Origin of the sequence: Staphylococcus agnetis (assembly GCF_011466855.1) — a bacterium.
In the GTDB taxonomy this organism is placed as follows: Bacteria; Bacillota; Bacilli; order Staphylococcales; family Staphylococcaceae; genus Staphylococcus; species Staphylococcus agnetis.
This window is the reverse complement of record NZ_CP045927.1, coordinates 915,182-938,688: the sequence shown is the minus strand read 5'-3', so window position 1 is coordinate 938,688 and position 23,507 is coordinate 915,182. Positions and strand designations below refer to the sequence as shown.

Annotated in this window: 19 protein-coding genes; 1 reads left to right on the top strand and 18 read right to left on the bottom strand. The window is 35.5% G+C overall.

Annotation, left to right across the window (positions count from 1 at the left end; translation table 11 throughout):
* Positions 1 to 53: 53 nt before the first annotated feature.
* The 3 genes from GJE18_RS04690 to GJE18_RS04680 all read right to left on the bottom strand — a co-directional run bounded on the left by GJE18_RS04690 (position 54) and on the right by GJE18_RS04680 (position 3,493).
* Positions 54 to 845 carry a TIGR00282 family metallophosphoesterase gene (locus GJE18_RS04690; protein WP_060550934.1) on the bottom strand — a complete coding sequence of 264 codons (792 nt, stop codon included), beginning with the start codon at positions 843 to 845 and terminating at the stop codon, positions 54 to 56.
* Positions 846 to 978: 133 nt separating this feature from the next.
* The gene (locus GJE18_RS04685) at positions 979 to 3,129 is read right to left on the bottom strand and encodes a heavy metal translocating P-type ATPase (protein WP_165886091.1); all 2,151 of its coding nucleotides are present in this window, start codon (positions 3,127 to 3,129) and stop codon (positions 979 to 981) included.
* Complete coding sequence (locus GJE18_RS04680) at positions 3,110 to 3,493, bottom strand: ArsR/SmtB family transcription factor (RefSeq protein WP_420853501.1); 384 nt, start codon at positions 3,491 to 3,493, stop codon at positions 3,110 to 3,112. The genes GJE18_RS04685 and GJE18_RS04680 overlap by 20 nt, the downstream gene beginning before the upstream one ends.
* Before the next feature lie 188 nt (positions 3,494 to 3,681).
* Here GJE18_RS04680 and GJE18_RS04675 point away from each other — a divergent pair, with 188 nt between their 5' ends.
* Positions 3,682 to 3,900 carry a hypothetical protein gene (locus tag GJE18_RS04675; RefSeq protein WP_037564606.1) on the top strand — a complete coding sequence of 73 codons (219 nt, stop codon included), beginning with the start codon at positions 3,682 to 3,684 and terminating at the stop codon, positions 3,898 to 3,900.
* 242 nt (positions 3,901 to 4,142) lie between these two features.
* Here GJE18_RS04675 and rny read toward each other — a convergent pair whose 3' ends face one another.
* The 15 genes from rny to rpsO form a co-directional block, all read right to left on the bottom strand.
* Positions 4,143 to 5,702 (bottom strand): ribonuclease Y, encoded by a 1,560-nt coding sequence (gene rny / locus GJE18_RS04670; protein ID WP_060550931.1) that lies wholly within the window; start codon positions 5,700 to 5,702, stop codon positions 4,143 to 4,145.
* Between the two features lie 436 nt (positions 5,703 to 6,138).
* On the bottom strand, positions 6,139 to 7,182 hold the full coding sequence (gene recA / locus GJE18_RS04665) for a recombinase RecA (RefSeq protein WP_060550930.1): 1,044 nt from the start codon (positions 7,180 to 7,182) through the stop codon (positions 6,139 to 6,141).
* 167 nt (positions 7,183 to 7,349) lie between these two features.
* Positions 7,350 to 8,495, bottom strand: coding sequence for a CinA family nicotinamide mononucleotide deamidase-related protein (locus tag GJE18_RS04660; RefSeq protein ID WP_107368339.1), 1,146 nt, complete (start codon positions 8,493 to 8,495; stop codon positions 7,350 to 7,352).
* A gap of 99 nt (positions 8,496 to 8,594) precedes the next feature.
* Positions 8,595 to 9,179: a CDP-diacylglycerol--glycerol-3-phosphate 3-phosphatidyltransferase gene (gene pgsA, locus GJE18_RS04655; RefSeq protein ID WP_037564617.1), complete on the bottom strand. Its 585-nt coding sequence runs from the start codon at positions 9,177 to 9,179 to the stop codon at positions 8,595 to 8,597.
* 43 nt (positions 9,180 to 9,222) lie between these two features.
* A complete protein-coding gene (locus tag GJE18_RS04650) occupies positions 9,223 to 9,618 on the bottom strand; it encodes a helix-turn-helix domain-containing protein (RefSeq protein WP_060550928.1) in 396 nt (131 codons plus the stop codon).
* Positions 9,619 to 9,630: 12 nt separating this feature from the next.
* Positions 9,631 to 10,503, bottom strand: coding sequence for a DUF3388 domain-containing protein (locus GJE18_RS04645; RefSeq protein ID WP_060550927.1), 873 nt, complete (start codon positions 10,501 to 10,503; stop codon positions 9,631 to 9,633).
* A 51-nt stretch (positions 10,504 to 10,554) separates the two neighbouring features.
* Complete coding sequence (gene ymfI / locus GJE18_RS04640) at positions 10,555 to 11,259, bottom strand: elongation factor P 5-aminopentanone reductase (RefSeq protein WP_107368340.1); 705 nt, start codon at positions 11,257 to 11,259, stop codon at positions 10,555 to 10,557.
* A gap of 2 nt (positions 11,260 to 11,261) precedes the next feature.
* Entirely contained in the window at positions 11,262 to 12,545 is a 1,284-nt protein-coding gene (yfmH, locus tag GJE18_RS04635; RefSeq protein WP_107368341.1) for an EF-P 5-aminopentanol modification-associated protein YfmH, read from the bottom strand.
* Positions 12,526 to 13,812, bottom strand: coding sequence for an EF-P 5-aminopentanol modification-associated protein YfmF (yfmF, locus tag GJE18_RS04630; protein WP_060550924.1), 1,287 nt, complete (start codon positions 13,810 to 13,812; stop codon positions 12,526 to 12,528). The genes yfmH and yfmF overlap by 20 nt, the downstream gene beginning before the upstream one ends.
* Before the next feature lie 30 nt (positions 13,813 to 13,842).
* Complete coding sequence (locus tag GJE18_RS04625; RefSeq protein WP_060550923.1) at positions 13,843 to 14,559, bottom strand: GntR family transcriptional regulator; 717 nt, start codon at positions 14,557 to 14,559, stop codon at positions 13,843 to 13,845.
* Between the two features lie 2 nt (positions 14,560 to 14,561).
* Entirely contained in the window at positions 14,562 to 16,910 is a 2,349-nt protein-coding gene (locus tag GJE18_RS04620; RefSeq protein ID WP_165886090.1) for an FtsK/SpoIIIE family DNA translocase, read from the bottom strand.
* Between the two features lie 199 nt (positions 16,911 to 17,109).
* Positions 17,110 to 18,783: a ribonuclease J2 gene (gene rnjB / locus GJE18_RS04615; RefSeq protein WP_037564634.1), complete on the bottom strand. Its 1,674-nt coding sequence runs from the start codon at positions 18,781 to 18,783 to the stop codon at positions 17,110 to 17,112.
* 434 nt (positions 18,784 to 19,217) lie between these two features.
* On the bottom strand, positions 19,218 to 20,534 hold the full coding sequence (locus GJE18_RS04610; protein ID WP_060550921.1) for a M30 family zinc metallopeptidase: 1,317 nt from the start codon (positions 20,532 to 20,534) through the stop codon (positions 19,218 to 19,220).
* A 369-nt stretch (positions 20,535 to 20,903) separates the two neighbouring features.
* Complete coding sequence (gene pnp / locus GJE18_RS04605; RefSeq protein ID WP_060550920.1) at positions 20,904 to 23,006, bottom strand: polyribonucleotide nucleotidyltransferase; 2,103 nt, start codon at positions 23,004 to 23,006, stop codon at positions 20,904 to 20,906.
* A gap of 168 nt (positions 23,007 to 23,174) precedes the next feature.
* Positions 23,175 to 23,444, bottom strand: a complete 270-nt coding sequence (gene rpsO / locus GJE18_RS04600; RefSeq protein WP_037564639.1) for a 30S ribosomal protein S15 — start codon at positions 23,442 to 23,444, stop codon at positions 23,175 to 23,177.
* Positions 23,445 to 23,507: the final 63 nt, after the last annotated feature.

Here is a 23,507-nt window from a genome sequence, read left to right as displayed (position 1 = left end):
TTGCCTCTACAAATCACGGGTTTTATTAAAATTCATACTAATGGACGATACTATTACGAAAATGGATGGTCATCGTTAATTAGAATTCTAGAAATCGACTTTGCTGTACCATCTGACTTCAAATCAATGATAACACCAGATAAAATACCACGCCCTTCATCAGGGACAACATGGCGTTGAGGTAGACTTGTAATAAATCGTTTGATGACTTCATCTTTATTAATACCTAAAATACCATCGTAATACCCAGTCATTCCTACATCAGTGATGTAAGCTGTTTCATGCGTTAAAACACGCTCATCTGACGTTTGAATATGCGTGTGTGTGCCGACAACAGCACTGACACGTCCATCTAAGTACCATCCCATCGCATACTTTTCCGATGTTGTCTCAGCATGAAAATCCACAAAAATAAAGTCGGTTTCTTTTTTAGCTTGTGTAATCAGTTGGTCCGCAGTTTTAAATGGATCATCACTCATAGGCATAAAACTACGCCCTTGTAAATTAATGACTGCCAACTTTTTATCGTTAATATTAATGACACGCATGCCTACACCAGGGGCTTCACTGGGAAAGTTAGCTGGTCGTACGAGACGTGATGCATCATCAATAAAATCATAAATTTCACGTTGACCGTACGTATGATTGCCCATGGTCATAAAATCTACGCCTTGTCTTAACAATTGTTTATAAATTTTTTCAGTGAGTCCTTTACCATGCGCTGCATTTTCAGCATTGACAATCGTTACTGTAGGACGATAATGTTGTTTTAATTTAGGTAAATACGTCTCTAACGTTTGACGTCCTACTTTACCTACGATATCTCCAATAAATAGTATTCTCATTTAAGTAATATCCTCTCTAGTAAGAAGTTTTATGCGTTAATAGCTTTTAAGTTTGCTACTATCCTACGCATGATTTCTTATACTATTTTATTGTAACGGGTTCACACACCATGTCAATGTGATTCAATCATGCTTATTCTGGTTTAATGTACAGTAGCCGCAATGCATTTAAACCTACGAGTAAAGTCGCACCCATATCTGAAAATATTGCAATCCATAACGTGAGCCACCCTGGAATAACAAGCAATAATGCAATGATTTTTAAACCAATTGCGATGAGAATGTTCATTTTAATAATACGCATTGTATGACGACTTAACTTAAAAGTATATGGAAGTTTTGAAATATCATCATTTAAAATAGCAATATCTGCTGTTTCAATTGCAGTGTCAGTACCTGCAGCGCCCATAGCAATTCCAACAGTTGCATTGGCTAGAGCTGGGGCATCATTGACACCGTCGCCCACCATCGCGACATTTCGATAGTGTTGTTTTAAGTCACTCATACGTGTCATTTTATCTTCAGGTAATTGATTCGCTTTAAAATGAGTCACACCGATTTCTTGCGCTATACTTTTAGCTGTTGCCGTATTGTCTCCAGTTAGCATCTCAATATGCTTTATCCCTATATCTTTTAAACGCTTACAGCTCCATTGAGCATTTGTACGAACGCGGTCTTTAAGCGCTATTAACATCGTAATCACATCATTCTGGGAAACTAAAATAACTGTATGTCCCGAGGTCTCATATTGCTTAACTTTATTTTGCCACTCCACAGCATCGTTTAAGTCAAAACGTTGCGGTTTTCCTATACAATATTGTGAAGCATCTACAGTAGCTGTGACACCTACACCTGTCTGAGATTGAAATTCAGTCACTTCAAAATGAGATAACTCCACCTCTTTTTGAATATAATTCACTACTGCGCGTGCAATCGGATGCGTAGACATCGCTTCAATGGCAGCGACATGTTTTAAAAGTGTAGACCGTTCAATACGATCTTCTAACATTTCAATATGTGAGACTTCTGGGTGACCTTGTGTTAACGTACCTGTTTTATCCAATGCAATGGCTTTAATGCGATTCAGTTGCTCTAAATGTATCCCACCTTTAATCAATACGCCATGTTTTGCGGCATTACTCACGCTGGAAATAATTGCAATAGGTGTCGCAATAACTAATGCACATGGACATCCGATGACAAGTACAGATAGCCCTTGATACAACCACATATGCCATTCAGCATGAAACAATAGGGGCGGTAAAATAGCGACACCGAGTGCTATCAGCATAATTAATGGGGTATAGTATTTGGCAAATTTTTCAATAAGCGCTTGAGCAGGTGCTTTGTTTACTTGCGCACGTTCAACCAATTGAATCATTTTAGATAGGGTTGAATCGGATGCAAGTTTTGATACAGATACTTCTAATACACCGCTTTCATTCAATGTACCTGCAAAAACGTCATCTCCTTCCCCTTTATCTACAGGGACAGATTCTCCAGTTATTGCGGCTTGATTAATCGTTGATGCGCCTTTATGAATAATGCCATCTAAAGGAATTTTCTGTCCAGGTTTAATCAATAAAATATCGTTAATGTTGACATCTTTAACGTCTACTTGTTCAACATCATTGCCCACTAATCGATAGGCAGTTTCAGGTCTCATTTTTATTAAAGATTGCATAGATTGTCTTGCTTTATCCATCGAAAACGTTTCTAGCGCTTCACTTAAAGCAAACAAAACGACAACAACCGCGACTTCTCCCCATTCACCTATGATTGCCCCGCCTATGACCGCTATAGTCATGAGCGTATGCATATCAAATTCTAAGTGCATTAAATTTCTAAAACCCTGTTTTAATAGTGACGCACCGCTAATTACAATCGACGTTGCAAATAAAGTAATCGTAATGAGTTGATGCTCACCTGCTGACCACTTTGAAAGATACCCTAAGATGATAAGTAAAATCGCAAAACAAATTGCACCATTTTTTTGATAAAATAACTTACATTTATGCCACCATGACATCGGTTCTACGCTTTTCTCTTGATTAACATAGTCATCTTTTAAAGAATGCTGTGTACTATCAGAAATTTTTAAGTTTTCAAATGCACCTGCTTCTTCTAATTCATCGAGCGTTGGCTGACCAGTTACGTAAATTTTTGATGCTCCGAAATTAACTTGTGCCGATTGTACTGAATTAAGTTGATTTAACTTTTGCTCAAATTTATTTGCGCAATGGGCACATGACAGACCTTCAACATTATATGTGTGTTGTTTCATCTGATGTCACTTCTTCCTTATGTTCGATAGATACTAACATAATTTGTCTAATATGTTCATCATAAATACGATACATCGCTCGTTTTCCATCTTTACGGTATGTGACTACTCCATTGTTATATAAAAGGCGCAAATGGTGTGAGGCATTCGCTACTGTAATGTTGAGTAACGTAGCGATATCGCATACACATAATTCTTCATGTATACATAATGCATATGTCATTTTTGCTCTATTTAAATCAGCAATACTTTTAAACATTTGGCTCACATCTTTAATTGGTGCTTGATCAATTGCTTCCTTCGCTTCTTTAATTCTCGTTTCATCTATTGACCATGATTCGCATATTGGTATCTCTTTAACCAATTGAACCACCTCTCATTCAAGTATGTATTTGAATGTAGTATAACGAATTTTTACCATACAATCAAGTCATTACTTGAATGAAAACCCATGATTTAAATGAAATGATTTGGGTAAACAATATAATAAAGACATACTTCAAGATTTAACTTGTAGTATGTCAAAAAATTATAGGAGTTGTATTCATATTTATGTCAATTTCAATTGATCCTGAAACGTTTGCAGAACTTGTCGTCGGAGCGAATCCATCAAAAAAGGATAATCCAGAGGATATTGCGAAAGAGAGCATTGAATTATATATCCATGCCTATCGACTGGCTGAAAGATATACAAATATTTCATCAAATTGCTATGATACGGCAGGCGCTTTAAAGGAATTACATGATACAGAGTTGAATTTAACACATTAATATAAATCGTTTTATTAAGAGCAATGTAGCACTTTTTTAGTTCTACTATTGCTCTTTTTTAATAATATATGTTTAACTATCATTTAACATATAAACATAAGGTTACACTTAATTTTTTAACTTTAATATCTTCAAGGGAGGGACATAGATCAATTCAATATTGATTGCTCCTAACCCCTTTTTAATGTGACAAGATTTGAATCAAAAAAAGCAATGTTACTAGAAGTAACACTGCTTTTTTATTATTTTGCATATTCTATTGCTCTCGTCTCACGAACGACTGTCACTTTGATATGACCAGGATATTGTAACTCATCTTCAATTTGGTTTTTGATGTCTCTAGCAAGACGGTGTGCTTTTAAATCATCGATATCTTCAGGTGAGACCATCACACGTATTTCTCGACCGGCTTGTATCGCAAAGGCTTTTTCAACGCCATCATAATTCTCAGAAATACGTTCAAGACGCTCTAAACGTTTAATATAGTTTTCAAGCGTTTCTTTTCTTGCACCTGGTCGCGCAGCGGATAAAGCATCTGCTGCCGCAACTAAAATTGAGATTATCGAAGTTGGTTCTACATCACCATGATGAGAATGTATCGCATTAATCACTGTTTCAGATTCACCATATTTTTTCGCAAGCTCTACACCAATTTCAACATGGCTGCCTTCTACTTCATGGTCAATTGCTTTTCCAACATCATGAAGTAAACCTGCACGTTTCGCTAACGTCACATCTTCATTCAATTCAGCAGCTAACATACCAGAAAGATATGCAACTTCGATGGAATGCTTTAATACATTTTGTCCATAACTTGTACGGTAATGCATACGACCAAGGATTTTAACTAAATCTGGATGCATATTGTGAATATTTAATTCAAATGTGGCTTGTTCTCCTGCATCACGAATGATTTCATCGACATCACGACGCGCTTTTTCAACCATATCTTCAATACGACCTGGATGAATACGACCATCTGAAACCAAGTTATTAAGTGCAGTTTTTGCAATTTCTCTGCGAATTGGATCGAAACCAGATAATATGACAGCTTCAGGCGTGTCATCAATAATTAAATCAATGCCTGTTAAAGTTTCAAGTGTACGTATGTTTCGACCTTCTCGGCCTATGATACGTCCTTTCATTTCATCATTAGGTAAATTAACTACAGAAACTGTCGATTCTGACGTATGATCTGCAGCAAAACGTTGCACCGCTGTTGCAAGCAATTCTTTCGCTTTTTGATTAACTTGTTCTTTTGCTTCATTTTCTTTTTCTTTAACCAATATTGCAATATCTTGTGACAACTCGTCTTCAACACGTGCTAATTGTTCTTGACGTGCTTCATCTTGAGTGAGACCGGAGATGCGTTCTAATTCTTGTTCGTGCTTCATTATTATTGATTGAACACTACTCTCTTTTGCATCTACGTGTTGTTGTCTTTCTTCAAGTTTAGATTCTTTTTGCTCTAAAATCTCATCTTTTTTATCTAAAAGATCAGATTTGCGCTCTAAGTTCTCTTCCTTTTGAAGAAGTCGGGATTCCTGCCTTTGAAGTTCACCACGTCGTTCTCTAAGTTCACTTTCAGTACGTTCTCTTAGAATTTGGTTTTCTTCTTTAGCTTCAATTAATTTTTCTTTTTTGAGATTCTCTGCTTCTTTATTGGCTTGTTCAATAATATCTTCAGCAGTATTACGTGCTTGAATCTGCTTTTGACGCATTACATTTTGGGCAATCAGATACCCTACAACAACTCCTAGAATCATACCCAGCAAAATGAGTAAGAGGCTTAATAAATTCACACAAACACCTCCTTTTTCTAGGATTTGGAACTGTATGTCAATAAATCTATAAGATTATAAGATTAAAAATAAGGACCATACACTTTTAATTGTACGTTTTGAACAATGAAAAATCAAGGTATCTGACAGTATCTATATCAAACATTTTAATCAGCGTAGATTAATTATAGTTGATATGTAGTAGGAAGCGTCATTTAATAATCAAAGAATACAAAATTGATTTGAAAATATCATTTTTAGTATGGTTTCATTAATGCAGCTGCAGTAGATTGGACTGAATATATAAAATAGCCTTCAAAATTCAAAGCTATTCGCTTAAGAAGTTTGAAGGCTTTTGAGTTACAACGTCCATATCAAATTGCTTGCGTATCGTCACAACCAATACATATATACAACATTACCTCTAAATCCACATGACATGGATTACTTATATCGTTTATTCATCAAATAAAGTTTGAGCTGACTCTTGCTCACTTTCTTCAACATCTCCATCGAAAATACCTAATTTTTCACGGAGTTTACGGTCAATTTCATTTTCTAAGTCAGGATGTTCTTTTAAGAATAACTTCACGTTTTCTTTACCTTGACCCATACGTTCACCATTATATGAATACCAAGCTCCAGACTTGTCTACAATATCATGTTGTACACCAAGGTCAATCAGTTCACCTTGTCGAGAAATACCTTGACCATACATGATATCGACTTCAGCTACTTTAAATGGTGGAGCAACTTTATTTTTAACCACTTTGATTTTCGTACGGTTACCGACAATATCTTGCCCTTGTTTTAATTGTTCCGCACGACGTACTTCTAAACGAACAGAACTGTAGAATTTTAATGCCCGACCACCTGGTGTTGTTTCAGGGTTACCAAACATAACCCCCACTTTCTCACGAATTTGGTTAATAAAAATGGCAGTCGTATTTGATTTAGAAATTGCTGCCGATAATTTACGTAGTGCTTGAGACATTAGACGTGCTTGTAAACCGACATGCGTATCGCCCATCTCACCTTCAATTTCAGCTTTCGGTGTTAACGCAGCAACTGAGTCTACGATAATAATGTCGACCGCGCCACTACGAACGAACGCCTCAGCAATTTCAAGGCCTTGCTCACCATGGTCCGGTTGCGATAAATATAAGTTATCAATATCTACACCTAAAGCTTGTGCATAAACAGGATCAAGCGCATGTTCTGCGTCAATAAATGCAGCCACGCCACCATTTTTTTGTACTTCTGCAATGGCATGTAGGGCTACGGTAGTTTTACCTGAGCTTTCAGGTCCATAAACTTCTATAATACGGCCTTTAGGATAGCCACCTACACCTAATGCATGATCTAATGTTACAGAACCACTAGAAACACTAGAAACACGACGATCTTTATTTTCGCCAAGTTTCATAACGGCACCTTTCCCAAAAGATTTTTCCATATTTTTAATTACTGTATCGAGTGCTTTTTGACGTTCATTATCCAATTTAGGACCCCCTATTGAGTATAGTTTCCTTGAGTAGTTATTTATACTATACATGCTTAAAAAGAAAAACTCAAGCAATTCGCGAATATTTGTTCGCTACTTTCTAAACATAAATTCTAACAAAAGCGAACATTTGTACTGTATCATTTATAATTTGACATATGAGTTCACTTTTTTATATGATTAAGCCACTGTATCATAATATAATTTGAAGTTCTTTCAAATAGTTTTAATTGTTGTTCAGATACGACCACTTCAATCACTTCTATAGTATTACCTGTTAAAAATCCAATATAAACCATACCATTCTCAAATAATACACTTACAGCATCCTGAACATCATACAACGCTTGTACAAAACATGCAGATTCAAATAATTGTGTATAAATATCAGCCGTGGATGTAACGAATTGTGCTTGATGTAACATATACCCTTTTAATAAATCACGTTGATCAGAGGGTTTCAACTTTACATTTAGAGCACCTTCAGTAACACCATCATAAATTGCTACAGCGTGTTCTAACTTATGCATGAGACGCACTGCTAACGTCGTTTCATTAGACCCATAATAAAATTGACCAAGACGGTCTATGATTTCTTTTTTAACAGATGCAATGCGCGCTTGGCATTGTTGTTGATTAATGTCATTTGCAGTTAACCTGATAGTGACTTCATGTGAACCCGCTAATGGCGCAATCGTTGGATTAGATTGTGAAGTGATTAAATCCATTAATTCTGTTTCTACTCTAGATTCCCCGATACCTGCAAATCGTAGCACTTCTGAATAGATTGTATTTTTAGTGTCATTAAAGTATGGCATCATATAGCGGTTGACCATTGGTTGGAGTTCCTTAGGTGGCCCAGGTAGCAATACAATCTTTTGCTGTTCTTTTTCGACAAGCATACCTGGTGCCATGCCAACATCATTTTTTAATACTTGTGCGCCTTTAATAATTAATGCTTGTTGACGATTATTTGGTGTCATGACTTGGCGTTGTGCTTCAAAATAGGACGTAATCGCATCTAAAGCTTCTGTATCAATCTCTAAGTCTTTCTCTAACACTTCAGCTACCGTTTGTTTCGTTAAATCATCTTTTGTTGGTCCTAATCCACCTGTTAAAATAATGCCTTCATAAGCGTTCAAAGTACGTTCTAAGACTGATTTCAGACGTTGTGCATTATCCCCGACGACAATGTGTTCTAACACATCATGACCCGCTTCATTTAATACACGTGATAAATATTGCGCATTCGTATTCGCTATTTGACCAAGTAATAATTCAGAACCAACGCCAATAATACATATTTTCATATAATTCATCCTCAACTTTCTTGTATAAAAAGAAACCTCCAATGTAGATTGATTTCACATCGTGCATAAAACACGTATCATACATTAGAGGGGTTCATTTTATTGTTTATCTTGTAAAAACACATCTTTACCTTTATAGAAGTATTCAATACCAGATAATACCGTAAAGAATACCCCAATATAAAGTAGAATTTGACCAAGGGAAATACCTATCCATTGGCTAAAGGGGTCACCTAGTAATAAAAATACCAAAGCAACCATTGTCACAGCTGTTTTGATTTTACCGAGTTGACCTGCAGCACTTACAAAACCTTGTTCAATTTGTAACAAACGTAAACCTGTAACCGCAAATTCACGTGCGATAATGATAACTGCCACAACAGAATTCGTTAACCCTAACTGAACGAGAACGATTAATGCTGCTGACACAAGCAGTTTATCTGCTAAAGGGTCTAAAAATTTCCCCATATTTGTAACCAGTTGCCATTTGCGTGCTAGATAGCCATCCACCCAGTCACTCACTGAAGCAAATATAAAAATAAAACCACTGATTAAAAATTCCACACGTACAGGCATACCGCCTAAAAATGAAACCTGTCCCATGCCAAAGTCAATCAGCGCAAATAACATAAAGACAGGAATTAAGATTACTCGAAGTAACGTAATCTGATTGGGTAAGTTCATCTGTATATCCTCTTTTCGTATTACTCATTCATTTTTGTGTTTATTATAGCATAAGGGTTAGCAGTACCCAAAGTACACCTGTTAAAAATACAATTGCCCCTATAAATGTAATGAGCCATTTTGATTCGTGAGTCATTGATTTTAATTGAAACTGTTCTGGGTGCTCACGTAGTTGTACTAGGGTCTCCTTCGCTCGATAATGAGAGGCAGGTAATTCATCTTCATGTTCAGAAATTAGCAAATGCCCATCCATATTAACAGCTTGTGCGTATTTCTGGATAAAACCTTTCGCATACTTAGGATATTGTAGTGACTCGAAATCATTTTTTTCGATATGAATTAACGTTTGTCGTTTAATATGCGTACGTTTCTCTAACTCTGCTAAAGTTAATCCCATTCTTTCCCGTCTACCTTGTAGCACTTCGCCTATCTGTTTCACCTATGTTCCTCCTTAAAACGGTTTGAAACCATCACCAAAGCCATTTCCGAAACCGTCGCCAAAGCCATCACCAAAACCGCCAAATTCATCTCCGAAATTTAAATTATTTTTACTTTTAACCGTTTTCTTTTTCATTTCATCATATTCGATTTTCTGATCTTCTTCGGCTCTCAATTCAATAATGTAGTCAAAATCATCCATAACATAGTCGCTTGCTTCAACAAATAAATCGGGGTGTTCCACGACTTTCACTGAAGGCAAAGTCATTACTTCTTTAACAAGCTCTTGATGTTTTTGGTTCGTTTCTCGAGCTGTAACGGCACCATCAATAATGTAAACATGATCTTTATCATACTCTCCTTTAATAAGCGAACTTCTAACTGTTTGCTTAATTAAAGTAGAGCTAATAAAAAGCCATTTTTTATGAGCTGATACGCTACCTGCTACAATGGATTCTGTTTTTCCTACACGTGGCATACCACGTATACCAATTAATTTATGACCTTCTTCTTTAAATAATTCAGCCATAAAATCAACTAGTAAACCTAAATCATAACGTTCAAAGCGAAAAATTTTCTTATCATATTTATCTTGTTTAATATAGCGACCATGACGCACAGCAAGACGGTCTTTAAGTTCAGGTTCTCTAAGCACACGTAACGAAATATCATCAATTTCTTGAAGTAAAGTTTCAAAGCGTTTCACTTTTTCTTCACTATCCGATTTAATTATGAAAGCGCGACGGGAATTATCAATACCATTGATCGTACCAATGTTAATCCCCATCATCCCTAATAGACTTGAAACATCACCTAATAGCCCTTCACGGTTGATATTAATTTCATATTCTAAATACCATTCTTTTTTTTCCTTCATTGTAGTCATTACAATACACCCCTATCCCTATGCATGACGTATTAGTAGTATTATATCAGACTAACGGTACCATCCACCATTAATCCGTTGAACAGTTCCAGTAACACTTTTAGCATAAGGAGAAATGAGGTAGCGACATGCATGTGCAACTTCATCTACTTGAACAAGGCGTTGTTGTGGAATCGTGTCGAGCACAGCATGGATATCTGCTTCATCCAGTTCATTTGTCATTCTACCTTCTACAATACCAGGAGCGATTGCATTAACCGTTAAAGGCGTGAGCGCAACTTCTTCACTCAAAGCTTTGACAAAACCAATTTGTGCTGCTTTCATCGTTGAGTAAATCGTTTCAAAGCTTGCACCCGTCTCTCCCCAGATTGAAGAAATAACGATGATACGGCCATTAAGACTTTGTATTAATTGATTTAAAAAATATTGTGATATTTTAATTAAATGATATACATGAACACGGTACATATCATCAATGTCTTTATCAGTCATATCTTGTAACATGCCGTATAAACTATGACCGCTAACATATATCAATACGTCCACATTTGAGATATGCTCAAACTGTTTGTTATAATCCAACTGTTGCGTTAAATCTATTTGAAGAAATTGAACAGGTGCATCTTTAAATGTATCTTGCAAATCTGTTAATGCTGTCCGATGGTAGGTTAAAATGACTTCAAACCCATCATCTAATAGATTTTCTACAATTGCTTGACCGATTGAGCCTGATCCACCAACAACAAGTGCTTTCATCTTCACTTCATCTCCAAACGACTGTCAACACATTCATTTAAATTCAGCCTTTGTTTAACCGTTTCATTCATCGACTCAAGAGTAATATCATCCATTATATCTAATATTTCGAACAAACTGACACCATCAAAATAATATTTTGTATATTGGTTAGCAATATATTCTGGCGCGTTTAAACTTGATACATATTCACCTATGAATTGTTTTTTTAAGAGGTCAAAGCCTTCTTGATCAGTAACTTGACCATAATTCATATGCAACGTATCAAGTAACAATTGCTTTAATTGATCAGGTTCATTAGTTGCGGACGTTATAAGAGAGAAACTATAGGTAGGTTCAATAACAGTTTGATAACTGAACGTTTCATCAATCAGTGCATCGTCTAATAGCTGTTGATAAAATGCTGTTTCTTCACCATAAATCAATTCAAAAAAGAATGACATTTCAATGTCTTCTTTCACGCGTTGAATGTCGGACACATCATATAAATTATTTTTAAATCCAAGCATTAACCTTGGAGATTGTAATGCCATTGCCTCTGAAACGTGAGGTTGCACTATATGAGGCGACTCTATTAAAGGATCTCGTTCAATTTCCGGTTGTGCTTCAATTTGACGTGTTGCCTCATGTTTTTCAACGATGTGCAATATGGCTTCCGGATTAACGTCACCCACAATAAATAACACCATATTAGAAGGATGATAGAACGTATGATAACAACGATATAAATCATCTTTAGTAATGTGATAAATACTTTCTACACTTCCTGCAATATCTACACTAACTGGATGACTGTGGTACATTGAGCGTAGCGTGTTAAACATTAATTTGTATCCTGGTTGTTCTTGATACATTTTGATTTCTTCTGCAATAATGCCTTTTTCCTTTTCAACCGTTGCCTCAGTAAAATAAGGAGATTCTACCATTTTGAGCAAACGTAATATATTATCTTCAATGTGATTTGTTGCACTAAACAGATAACTTGTACGGTCAAACGTTGTAAAAGCATTCACTTGGGCATCATGTTCAGCAAAATCTGTAAAAACATCACCATCTTCTTTTTCAAACAATTTATGTTCTAAAAAGTGTGCCACACCGTCTGGTACTGTAATAAAAGCATCTTGATTATGGGGCTTAAATCGGAAATCAAGTGAACCAAACGCAGTTGTATATGTAACGAATGTTTTTTGAAAACCTTGCTTTGGAATAATAAAAACATGTAAGCCATTGGGTAACTTTTCACTGTAAACTGTTTCATCAATTTGTTCATAATGCGTCTTTTGCATGCGTCTCACCTGCTTTCGTCATCGTATAAATCGTATCAAGCTGCGCATCTTGACATAATTGTTGTATATCTTCTCGACTGACACCTTCTATTTTATGGATAAATGACGTCTCATCTTCAACTTTTGATAACAGTAATTGATTATGTAGTACTTCAATAATATGCTTTGGTCTATCTTTAGCTTCTTTACGATGTGATAAAATAATTTTCTTCGCTAATTCAAGTTTTTCATCTGAAAACTCACCTTGTTTAAATCGATTGAATGCCGCTATAATAGTTTTCTTAGCTTCGTCTACATCATTAATCGAAACACCACTGGTCACGTATAACAGTCCGTTTTTACCATCAATTTGAGAATGAATAGAATAAGCTAAACTCTTTTGCTCACGTACTTCATTAAATAAAACTGAAGAAGGATCTCCCCCAAACATCGTATTAAAAACAGTAAACGCATAGTAATTGGGCTGACCAAATTCAGTTGGAAATCGAAAACCAAAATTAAGCTTGGCTTGGTCCACTTCATCATACTCAACAACATCATTTATCATTTCATGTGAAGGTATTTCATGTGTAATTGATGAAAAGTTTGTGGTTTTCGGTGTAATTTTAAAGGTTTGTGCAATATTCGCTTTTGTTGCCGCTTCGTCTACATTTCCAACTACATAGATGTCACAGCTATCTTCTTCTAACATCTTACAATATGTATGATAAAGTGATTCTGGCGTAATTTTATCAATATGTGCTTTGTCACCTGCAGCCATATAACGATATGGGTGATCACCAAACATATGTTTCAACAAATTCAAATAAGCTATTTGTGATTTGTTATCCTCAATGGCTGTTAATTTTTTCTTAAGTAACATCTTTTCTTGTTTTAAAAATCCTGCGTTAAATTTATTGTTTTCAACAAGTGGATGATATAATACTTCCTTCAATAACTCGATCCCTTTTTGAAATAATGGCGTAGCATCTTTTAAATAACGTTCATTTACAATTTCTAACGTTAATGTTAAAACATGACGATCTTTATATTTTGAAACATAGCTATTCACATATGCCCCATATAATGAAGATAAATGTTGATTAAATGTTCTATCGGTCGGCCACTGTTTCGTTGCACGAATTAACATTTTACTTAGCAATGAGCGCTCCGTCATTGTATGAATATCTAAAGGCGCCATAAATTTAAATGTAATCATCGTCGTTTTAAATTTATCTGTTTTATGAATATGTATATGGTTTAAAGCTGATAAATGTGGTTCGTTCAAATAATCTCCTCCTTGATAGTATTTAATATATTATAGACGTTTTCGAATCGTACGAAACTTAACAAGGCTACTTTTAAAATAATTTAAAGAATATAAGATGGGCATGTCATCTTCTGTATAATGAACTTGCTTTAATAACATTAGACCATCATGTGGGTCAGATTCTAATGCATCTGAAATATATGGCTCATAACTAATTGCTTGAATTTCTGTTTCAGCATAGGCAATTTCTTTTTCAGTAACTTGTTCAATCGCTTTTAAAATTGACGTTTGTTGATGGTGTTGGCCGTAATAATCTAAAACATTAGCTGCAACTTTATCTAAACAATAAACGACTGGATGATTATCCGCAGTACGAATGCGCTCAATAACTGTAATCGTTTCATTAGGTTCGACATTCATCACACGGCTATCATGTAACGATGCCGGTTCTTCATCCAAACTTAAAAATACGGTACCATGCGCGTATCCTTTATCAGAAATCATGCGACTAATACTCATTAATTCATCTAATGGATAAAAGAAGGGTTGCGGTATATTCACACGCGCACCTTCTTCAAAATTTTCAGTGACAATTTGTTCAGTAATGAGTTCATGGATTGCCACAGTGACATGTTCTGTACTTACTTCACATGTTTTTGCCAAGTTAAACACGCTTGGCAGTGATTCGCCAGGTTTTAAAGCTTCTATTTCAATTTGATTTAATATCCATGTTTTAACTTTATTTACCTCTGGTGTTACAGACATAATTACACCTCTCCATCATTTAAATCCACTAATATTTGTCTCGGTTTGCTTCCTTTTTGAGGACCAATGACCTGATTTCTTTCTAAATCATCCATAATACGCGACGCACGATTATAGCCGATTCTAAATTGACGTTGTAATAGTGATGTACTTGCTTTTTGTTGTTCTAACACAAATAGATAAGCCTCATTGTATAAAGGATCATCACTCTCAGCTTCACTTTGATCAACAACGTCACTCGGCTCCATTTCTTTAACATAATTAGCCGATTGTTGGGCAACGACGTAATCTACAATTTTTTGAACTTCACTGTCGCTTAAAAATGCACCTTGCACACGTGTTCTCACAGAACCGCCATTTTGGATGAACAGCATGTCACCTTTACCTAACAGTTTTTCAGCCCCACCACTGTCGATAATCGTACGTGAATCCGTTTGAGAACTTACCGCAAAAGCAATACGTGACGGAATATTATTTTTAATTAACCCCGTAATGACATCTACAGATGGTCGTTGTGTCGCAATGATTAAATGAATACCTGCCGCACGTGCCATTTGTGTAATACGTGTAATCGCTGTTTCAACGTCCTTACCTGCAACCATCATTAAATCAGCCAATTCATCAACAATCACGACGATATAAGGAAGTAATGGTTCTTTTTCACCAAGTTCTTTATTCTTTCTCGTAATAAATGCATTAAAGCCTTCAATATTACGAGTTCCTGAATGCTGGAATAAATCGTAACGACGTTCCATTTCGCCCACTACTTTTTCAAGCGCTTGAGCTGCTTTATGCGGATTCGTTACAACTGGAGTTAATAAATGTGGAATTCCATTGTATACATTTAATTCTACCATTTTTGGGTCAATCATCATAAGTTTTACTTCATGAGGCTTTGCATTTAATAAAATGCTCGTAATAATGCCATTGATACATACTGATTTACCACTACCTGTTGAGCCGGCAACAAGTAAATGTGGCATTTTATTTAATTCAGCTGTCATCGGCTCGCCGGAAATATCACGCCCAAGTGCAACTTCTAGTTTGTTTTGCGCAGGAAATTTTTCTTGAAGGACTTCTTTTAGAGATACGAGCGCAATATTATCATTAGGCACTTCAATCCCTACAGCAGATTTACCAGGTATTGGCGCCTCAATACGAATATCTTTTGCAGCAAGTGCAAGTGCAATATCGCTATGAAGATTTACGATTCGGCTGACTTTAACGCCTTGTGCCGGCTGTACTTCATATTGTGTAACGGCTGGGCCTATTCTAATTTGCGTCACTCTAGCATTCACACCAAAGTTTTTTAAGGTTGTTTCTAATAATTTACCCTTTTGTTGTACTTCTGATTTACTCGTTGCCTGTTGTTTTTTAGGTTCATTTAATAGACTTAAAGGCGGGAGCTCATAAGATTGATTTTCAACTTCTCCTGCTTCTGAAATTGTTCCTTCAGCCTCAATCGCTTGAGTAGGTTCTGCTTTGTTAATACTTGCCTTAGGTTTATCATGCTCAAGTCGTTTTGATGTCGGCGGTGTGGGTGAGGTTACCGCATCATTTGACGCTGTAGTTGTCTGTTCATCTTGGTGCCCAAAAATGGGTATGGTAGGCACATCTTGATTAGTTGAGTTATCCTCATCATATACCTCTTGAAAGTCTGAGACATCTTTAGGTTCTTGTTGCTCGCGTTTACGTTCAAGCTTTTGTTGACGCTCTTCACGACGTTTTAATTTATACTGATGATATTTATCGTACGATTTCTCAGCATGTGTTTTAGAATTTTCTATCCATAATTTCGTAACATCGCGATGTCGTTTTTTCAACAATAGAATCATACTTGAAGTAAATAAAATAAGCGTTAATAGTACAACACCAATGATTGAAATTAATGGCGTCAGTATATTTACAAAATGATAACCGATGAGGCCACCACCAAAATTTGGGAATGTCATATGCTCATATTGTTGATATACAAATGACAGAACGGGTTCACGTTTACCTTTAGCACCATTTGATGCTTGATAATATAACTGCGCTATAAATAATAAACTAATTTGAAATAAAATCGACCCAGTTAATCGTCGTGATTTAGGGAGTTTACCATTATAAGCGAGAAAACCAATGGCTAATAGTAATAATATATATGTAAGATAACGTGTTAATCCAAATATATAATTAAAAAAACTATCAATGGCTATACCTACGATACCTAATTGAAATAGGCCGAGCATTATGACAATGACAAAAACGATCGCTACTACAAAACGCAATGACGTATCCTTTTGTTTCTTTTTAGATGTACGTTTTCTACGTGTTGATGTAGACGATTTACGCTTTTTCGTTTGTGCCATATTAATTCACCTTCTTTTAAATTTAAATCTAGAGTTATATGGTTATGTATCATATCTTTTAAGTCACATTAAAAAAGAATGTGGTTTAAGTTACACTTGCATAATATGTAAAAAAACGAATCCTCCCTTTAAAACGACGTTCTTTCAAAGAGAGGGATTCGATTGAGTTCATACGTTACTAATCTTTAGATCTCACACATTAAATTTCTGAGATGACTGGAATGATCATTGGTCGACGACGGGTACTCTCAAATAATAATTTGCTAATTTGATCACGCATATTTTGTTTAATTTCTGACCATTCAATATGTTTCGACTGTAATCCTTCTTCAACAATTTCACGTACTTTTTCTTCTGCTTCTTTAAGTAACGCTTCACTTTCGCGTACATAAACAAAACCACGTGATTGAATTTCTGGACCAGCCGCAATGCGTTTATTTTTAGGATCTAAAGTTACAACTGCTATAAAAATACCATCTTGCGCAAGTAGATGTCTGTCACGTAACACGATATTACCGACATCACCAACACCAATACCATCAATTAAAACATTTCCGGCATGGACTTTTTCATTTAATGTCATATCTTTACCATCAAAGTTAATCACATCTCCGGCTTCAACGAGAAATATTTTTTCTGGTTTTACGCCTGATTCACTTGCAAGTTTAGCATGTGCAATTTGCATTTTGAATTCACCTTGAATTGGAATGAAATATTCAGGTTTCATCATATTCAACATCATTTTAAGTTCTTCCATACAACCATGACTGGATGCATGTATTTTTTTATTATTCGGAATGATTTCTGCGCCTGCACGTACCAATTCGTTCAATGTATCACCAATGATAACTTCCATATTAGCTGATGCTGTCATCGCTAAAAATACAGAGTCACCTGGCTCAATATTCATAATTTTATGTTTTTGACGTGCCATTTGATTCAAGGCTTCAACAGGCTCGCCTTGCATACCAGTAGCAATGATTATAATTTCATTTTTAGGATAATTTTCAATTTCGTTTATTGGAATTAATAAATCTTTAGGAATATCGAAATAGCCCATTTTACGTGCGATATTAAATGAACTTTCAAGTGAGCGACCTAAAAATGATACTTTACGATTGAGTCGCGCTGCAATATTCAATACTTGTTGAATACGAATAAAATTCGATGCGAAGCAAGATACTACTAAACGGCCTTTAACTTTTGTAAATGCATCATACATATGAGACTCTATCACATTTTCAGGCGTATTGTATCCTGGCTTTTCAGCTTCGTTTGAATCACTAAGTAACGCGAATACACCATTTTGACCGATTTCAGCCATTTTTTGAATATCTGGCGCATAGTGTCCTTGTAAACTTTGATCAAATTTAAATTCACCCGTATACACAATTGCACCATATGAGGTATGAATACAGACACCTAAACTATCCGGAATACTATGTGTCGTATTAAAGAATGTTACATTAACGCCTTTAAAACGCATCACAGAATCATGATTCACAACATAATATCTAATTTTTTTGTCTATATTACGTGCTTTCATGTTTTCTTTAACAAGGCCAATGGTTAATTTAGAGCCATAAACTGGCGCATCGACTTGTTCAAGAACATAAGTCACTGCTCCAATCGCATGTTCATGTCCATGTGTTAAGAAAATCCCTTTCAGTTTATGTTTATTTTCTATCACATACTGAATATCTGGAATAACAATATCGATACCTAACATCTCATCTTCAGGAAACATGAGTCCAGCATCAAGCATAAACATTTCATCGTCTACTTCTATAATATACATATTTTTCGCAATTTCACCCACGCCACCAAGCGGGATGATGCGAATATTTTTATTCTTCTTCTTTACTAAATTCAAAATGTTACCTCCTATTAAATATAGCCCGTCCATCATACATTCATATTTTATTATAGTTGATATCATAGCGTCTGTACACTATTAAAACATGTAGTCCATTTGATGCATTTATAGTCTGTCTTAAAATATACTGTTTATGAATAGATATAGGTATTAATCATCATTCATATGTTAATTTAACCTACTCTTATAATGGAGAAATTTATATTATTTCACTATTCGCTCAGCGCATAACGTATTTACTACATTATATCATCTTAAAACCACTTTAGGTTTTAAATGCCTCACCATCATTCACACCAAATTTTACAATACTTTAAATGTTCACACATTTTATACATCTAGGCGTTCACTTATGGCTACCCATTGCATAGTTATTATTTAATACAAAATGGGATGAGCCATATGTGACTCATCCCTTAAAACATCATAATTTATTTTACTTTTACATATTCAACGTTTTCATCTTTATCTTTAGGTGTTTGAATTGGTGAAGTTGTTTCAAACATAACTGAACCTTGTGGTGCAAGTGTCTGAGGTAACTCACGAACTGGTTTTGGACTAATACTGTTAAAGCCTGGTTCACCTTTGAAACCATGTAAGCCAGTGGCTTCTTTTTTCTCTAACGCCACTCTAAAGTTTGTCATAAATTCACCCAATGACATTTTAGAATCGACATGTTTATGAATTGCATTTTCTAATGCTTCACTCGTATCTGCTGGATCTTGTAAAATTTCTTTAAAGATTTTATCGCCATTATCACTTTGTGCACTCAAGTATTGTGAAAAGAGATAAGATAAAGCGTAGTTAGAAAGTACATCACCGCGATGGTTCCATTTAATTAATGAATGACCATTCGCTATAGATGTAGAATTGTTGTAATATTCAATTCTGTGATCTAAAGGTTTTTGTAAATACATATGCTCACTTGCCATTGCAAATGCTTCATCTAACCAAACATCCATTCCATCTTCTTTTTGTTCTTTGAGTAATTTTTGATTCGCATTCACCATATGTTGATACTCATGAGCAAGTGTTGAATAGACTTTCTTTTCATTTAGATTATTTTTATCCGTTCCCATTGATGGGTACGTGTCCATATAAAAGACTTCTGCTTTATTTGAATGAGGCACATCGTAAAGATCTCTCGGATGGAAATATCCACCAGTGTAAGAACCTGTTGTTTCAAAATCATCTTTAATGTCATAGACTAAAATATTTACTTTTCCATCGTGGTCAACGTCTGAAGGTTCACCAAATTTTTCTTTAACAAGGGGATCAATTTTATTATCAAATTCTTCTCCAATATTCTTTGCTTGTTTATCTGAAATATAATTATCGGCAACCCAAACATTCGTATTTTTACCATTATATTTTAATTTAGCAGCTGTACGTTCATTTTCATTCGTTCTCATATTTACGGTTGTAAATGAGCGAACATCGTTTAATTTTGAATTTGATAATGCATTTTCAGATTTTCGAGCACGCTCTGTAATTGGTGTTTTTTCTTTCGGTGCTTTAAATACTTTATCTTCTTGAAAGGATTGTAAATTTCTAGGTTTCATCGAATCTATGGTACTCTGTTTAAAATTGTTTTGTTTTAAAGTACCAATCGATGACTCTTGAGCATTTTTATTAATATCCTCGTTATTAATGATGTAAGTGTGTGCATCTGCAAAAGACCCTAAAGTGAAAGTTGCAAGTAACGAACTTGTGACAAGTGACGTAACCAATTTCTTTTTGTTTATCATGATGCTTCCTCCTTAAATCTTTATTAACATAAAGTTAGCATTTAATTAAACTCGAATCAATACTTTAATTATCTAATAATTTAATGATATTTTAACAACATAATATTAACCGCAGATTTAATATTTATATACATTGCTGTGTAAATATACGTCAAGAAATGAATATTCTATTTCCATAATAAATTTTTATAAATTTTCAATAATTTGTAACATTTAAAAAATTCGATAATTAACATGGTCTGACCTTACCTTAAACCGAATGGTTAAATGTTTATTGATACATATGACAACTCACGTTGTTATTTATTTGCATAAAAAAGAAGCCGTCTATCTCTAAATAGAACGACTTCATCTCTTAAATTTAGATTTTTATTTCGAGTTTAATAAAACTTTATGGGATGCATTGACACGACCTTGTTTATCAATTTCAGTAACTTTGACTTGAAGTGTATCTCCAATTTTCAATACATCTTCTACTTTATTAATGCGTTCATTTGCAATTTGAGAAATATGAACTAAAGCATCTTTACCAGGGAATAGTTCTACAAAGGCTCCAAATTTTTCAATACGTTTTACTTTACCATCGTAAACCTGGCCTACCTCTGCTTCACGTACAATACTTTCTATCCACGCGCGTGCTTGGTTAATCATCTCTTGTTCTGTTGAACCAATATAAACCGTACCGTCTTGTTCGATGTCTAATTTAACACCAGTGGCGTCGATAATCTCATTAATTTGTTTACCACCAGGTCCAATGACATCTCTAATTTTTTCTGGTTTAATTGTCAAAATCTCTACTTTTGGTGCATATGCACTCAATTCAGGGCGTGGTTGTTCAATGGTTTGAAGCATATGGTCTAAGATTGCTAAACGACCTTGACGTGCTTGTTCAAGCGCTTCTTCAATGACTTCTTTTGTAAGACCATCAATTTTAATGTCCATTTGAATTGCAGTGATACCTTCTTGAGTACCTGCCACCTTAAAGTCCATATCACCTAACGCATCTTCCATACCTTGAATATCTGTTAAAATCGTATAACTCTCATCACGTGTTACAAGCCCCATTGCAATACCAGCGACAGGTGCTTTAATTGGTACACCTGCATCCATTAATGCAAGTGTAGATCCGCAAATTGATGCTTGTGATGATGAACCGTTAGATTCTAAAACTTCACTCACAATACGAACCGTGTAAGGGAATGTTTTTTCATCTGGAATAATATATTTTAAAGCACGTTCACCTAAAGCACCATGACCAATTTCACGACGTCCCGGTGCACGTACAGGGCCTGTTTCGCCAACTGAAAAGTTTGGGAAATTGTAGTGGTGCATAAAGCGCTTATGTTCTTCTTCACCTAAACCATCAATAATTTGGTACTCAGAAATCGAACCAAGCGTTAATACAGATAGCGCTTGTGTTTGTCCACGTGTAAATAGTCCTGAACCGTGCGCACGTGGTAATAAACCAACTTCCGAAGACAATGGTCGAATTTCATCCGGTTTTCGTCCGTCAGGTCTTACTTTTTCATCTGCAATAAGACGACGCACTTCTTCTTTAATTAATGCGTTAACGATTTGGTTTACTTCTTGAATTAAAGCCTCATTTTCAGGATCTTCTTCATTGAGGTATTCAGCAATAATTGCTTCTTTAGCTGCATCCAAATTCGCTTCACGCTCTTGCTTATCAACAGTTTGAATTGCTTGATAAAGTTGATGCACTTCTGCTTTCGCTTTAACAGAATCAATTAAAGTTTCATTTTTTTCTGGTGGAACAAATTCATGTTTTTCCGGTTGAATATGCGCAATAATTTCTTCTTGGAACGCACATAAACGTTGAATTTCTTTATGTCCAAATAAAATCGCATCTAACATTTCCGCTTCTGAGATTTCACTTGCACCCGCTTCAACCATGTTAATAGCGTCTTTATGTCCAGCCACTTCAAGGTCTAAACGTGAGACGGCTTGTTGTTCTAAGCTAGGATTTATCACATATTCACCATCTACATATCCTACATTGACACCCGCAATCGGACCTTGGAATGGAATATCAGACACGCTCAGTGCCATAGATGAGCCTATCATTGCTGCCATTTCTGGTGAACAATTCGGATCAGCACTTAATACCATGTTCATAATTTGAACATCATGTCGATACCCATCTGGGAAAAGTGGACGAATTGGACGATCAATTAATCGCGCAGTTAATGTGGCTTCATCTGCAGGACGACCTTCACGTTTTTTAAATCCACCAGGAATCTTACCCGCAGCATACATTTTTTCTTCATAGTTCACTGTTAATGGGAAGAAATCACCATCGCGTGGCTCCTTAGAGGCTGTTGCAGTAGATAAAACTACTGTATCTCCATAACGTACGAGCACTGCACCGTTCGCTTGCTTTGCGAGTTGACCTGTTTCAATTGTTAACGGTCGATTGGCCCACTCCGTTTTAAATACCTTTTTTTCTTGAGACATGCGTTATCTCCTCTCCTACTTCTCTATACATTTCTAATATATTTCAATCTTATTATAGCTTACGATTTAAACACGTTACAAACGCTTTATGAATCTATTGATGTTTACGCTTATAGTAAAAAAAGAAAGAAACCAAAGCCTGGCCTCTTTCTTTCAATGTAAAACACATTAACGACGGATACCTAATGACTTAATAAGTTCACGGTAACGTTGAATGTCTTTTTCACGTAAATAGTTTAATAAATGGCGACGACGACCTACCATTTTTAATAAACCACGACGAGAATGGTGGTCTTTTTTATGTGTACGTAAGTGTTCGTTTAATGCAGTAATTTCTGCAGTTAACACAGCGATTTGAACTTCTGGTGAACCAGTGTCAGATTCGTGTGTACGGTATTGTTGAATTAATTCGTTTTTACGTTCTTGTGAAATTGCCATTTGTCAATTTCCTCCTTTAATTTGTTTAAAATGCCTTAATCCGAGTGAGGCGTCGGAGTCTCA

Excerpts from the sequence above, each read along its gene's own strand:
- GJE18_RS04690 (WP_060550934.1), bottom strand. The coding sequence starts at position 845 with ATGAGAATACTATTTATTGGAGATATCGTAGGTAAAGTAGGACGTCAA.
- GJE18_RS04685 (WP_165886091.1), bottom strand. The coding sequence starts at position 3,129 with ATGAAACAACACACATATAATGTTGAAGGTCTGTCATGTGCCCATTGC.
- GJE18_RS04675 (WP_037564606.1), top strand. The coding sequence starts at position 3,682 with ATGTCAATTTCAATTGATCCTGAAACGTTTGCAGAACTTGTCGTCGGA.
- GJE18_RS04660 (WP_107368339.1), bottom strand. The coding sequence starts at position 8,495 with ATGAAAATATGTATTATTGGCGTTGGTTCTGAATTATTACTTGGTCAA.
- pgsA (WP_037564617.1), bottom strand. The coding sequence starts at position 9,179 with ATGAACTTACCCAATCAGATTACGTTACTTCGAGTAATCTTAATTCCT.
- GJE18_RS04645 (WP_060550927.1), bottom strand. The coding sequence starts at position 10,503 with ATGACTACAATGAAGGAAAAAAAAGAATGGTATTTAGAATATGAAATT.
- ymfI (WP_107368340.1), bottom strand. The coding sequence starts at position 11,259 with ATGAAAGCACTTGTTGTTGGTGGATCAGGCTCAATCGGTCAAGCAATT.
- yfmH (WP_107368341.1), bottom strand. The coding sequence starts at position 12,545 with ATGCAAAAGACGCATTATGAACAAATTGATGAAACAGTTTACAGTGAA.
- GJE18_RS04625 (WP_060550923.1), bottom strand. The coding sequence starts at position 14,559 with ATGTCTGTAACACCAGAGGTAAATAAAGTTAAAACATGGATATTAAAT.
- GJE18_RS04620 (WP_165886090.1), bottom strand. The coding sequence starts at position 16,910 with ATGGCACAAACGAAAAAGCGTAAATCGTCTACATCAACACGTAGAAAA.
- GJE18_RS04610 (WP_060550921.1), bottom strand. The coding sequence starts at position 20,534 with ATGATAAACAAAAAGAAATTGGTTACGTCACTTGTCACAAGTTCGTTA.
- pnp (WP_060550920.1), bottom strand. The coding sequence starts at position 23,006 with ATGTCTCAAGAAAAAAAGGTATTTAAAACGGAGTGGGCCAATCGACCG.
- rpsO (WP_037564639.1), bottom strand. The coding sequence starts at position 23,444 with ATGGCAATTTCACAAGAACGTAAAAACGAATTAATTCAACAATACCGT.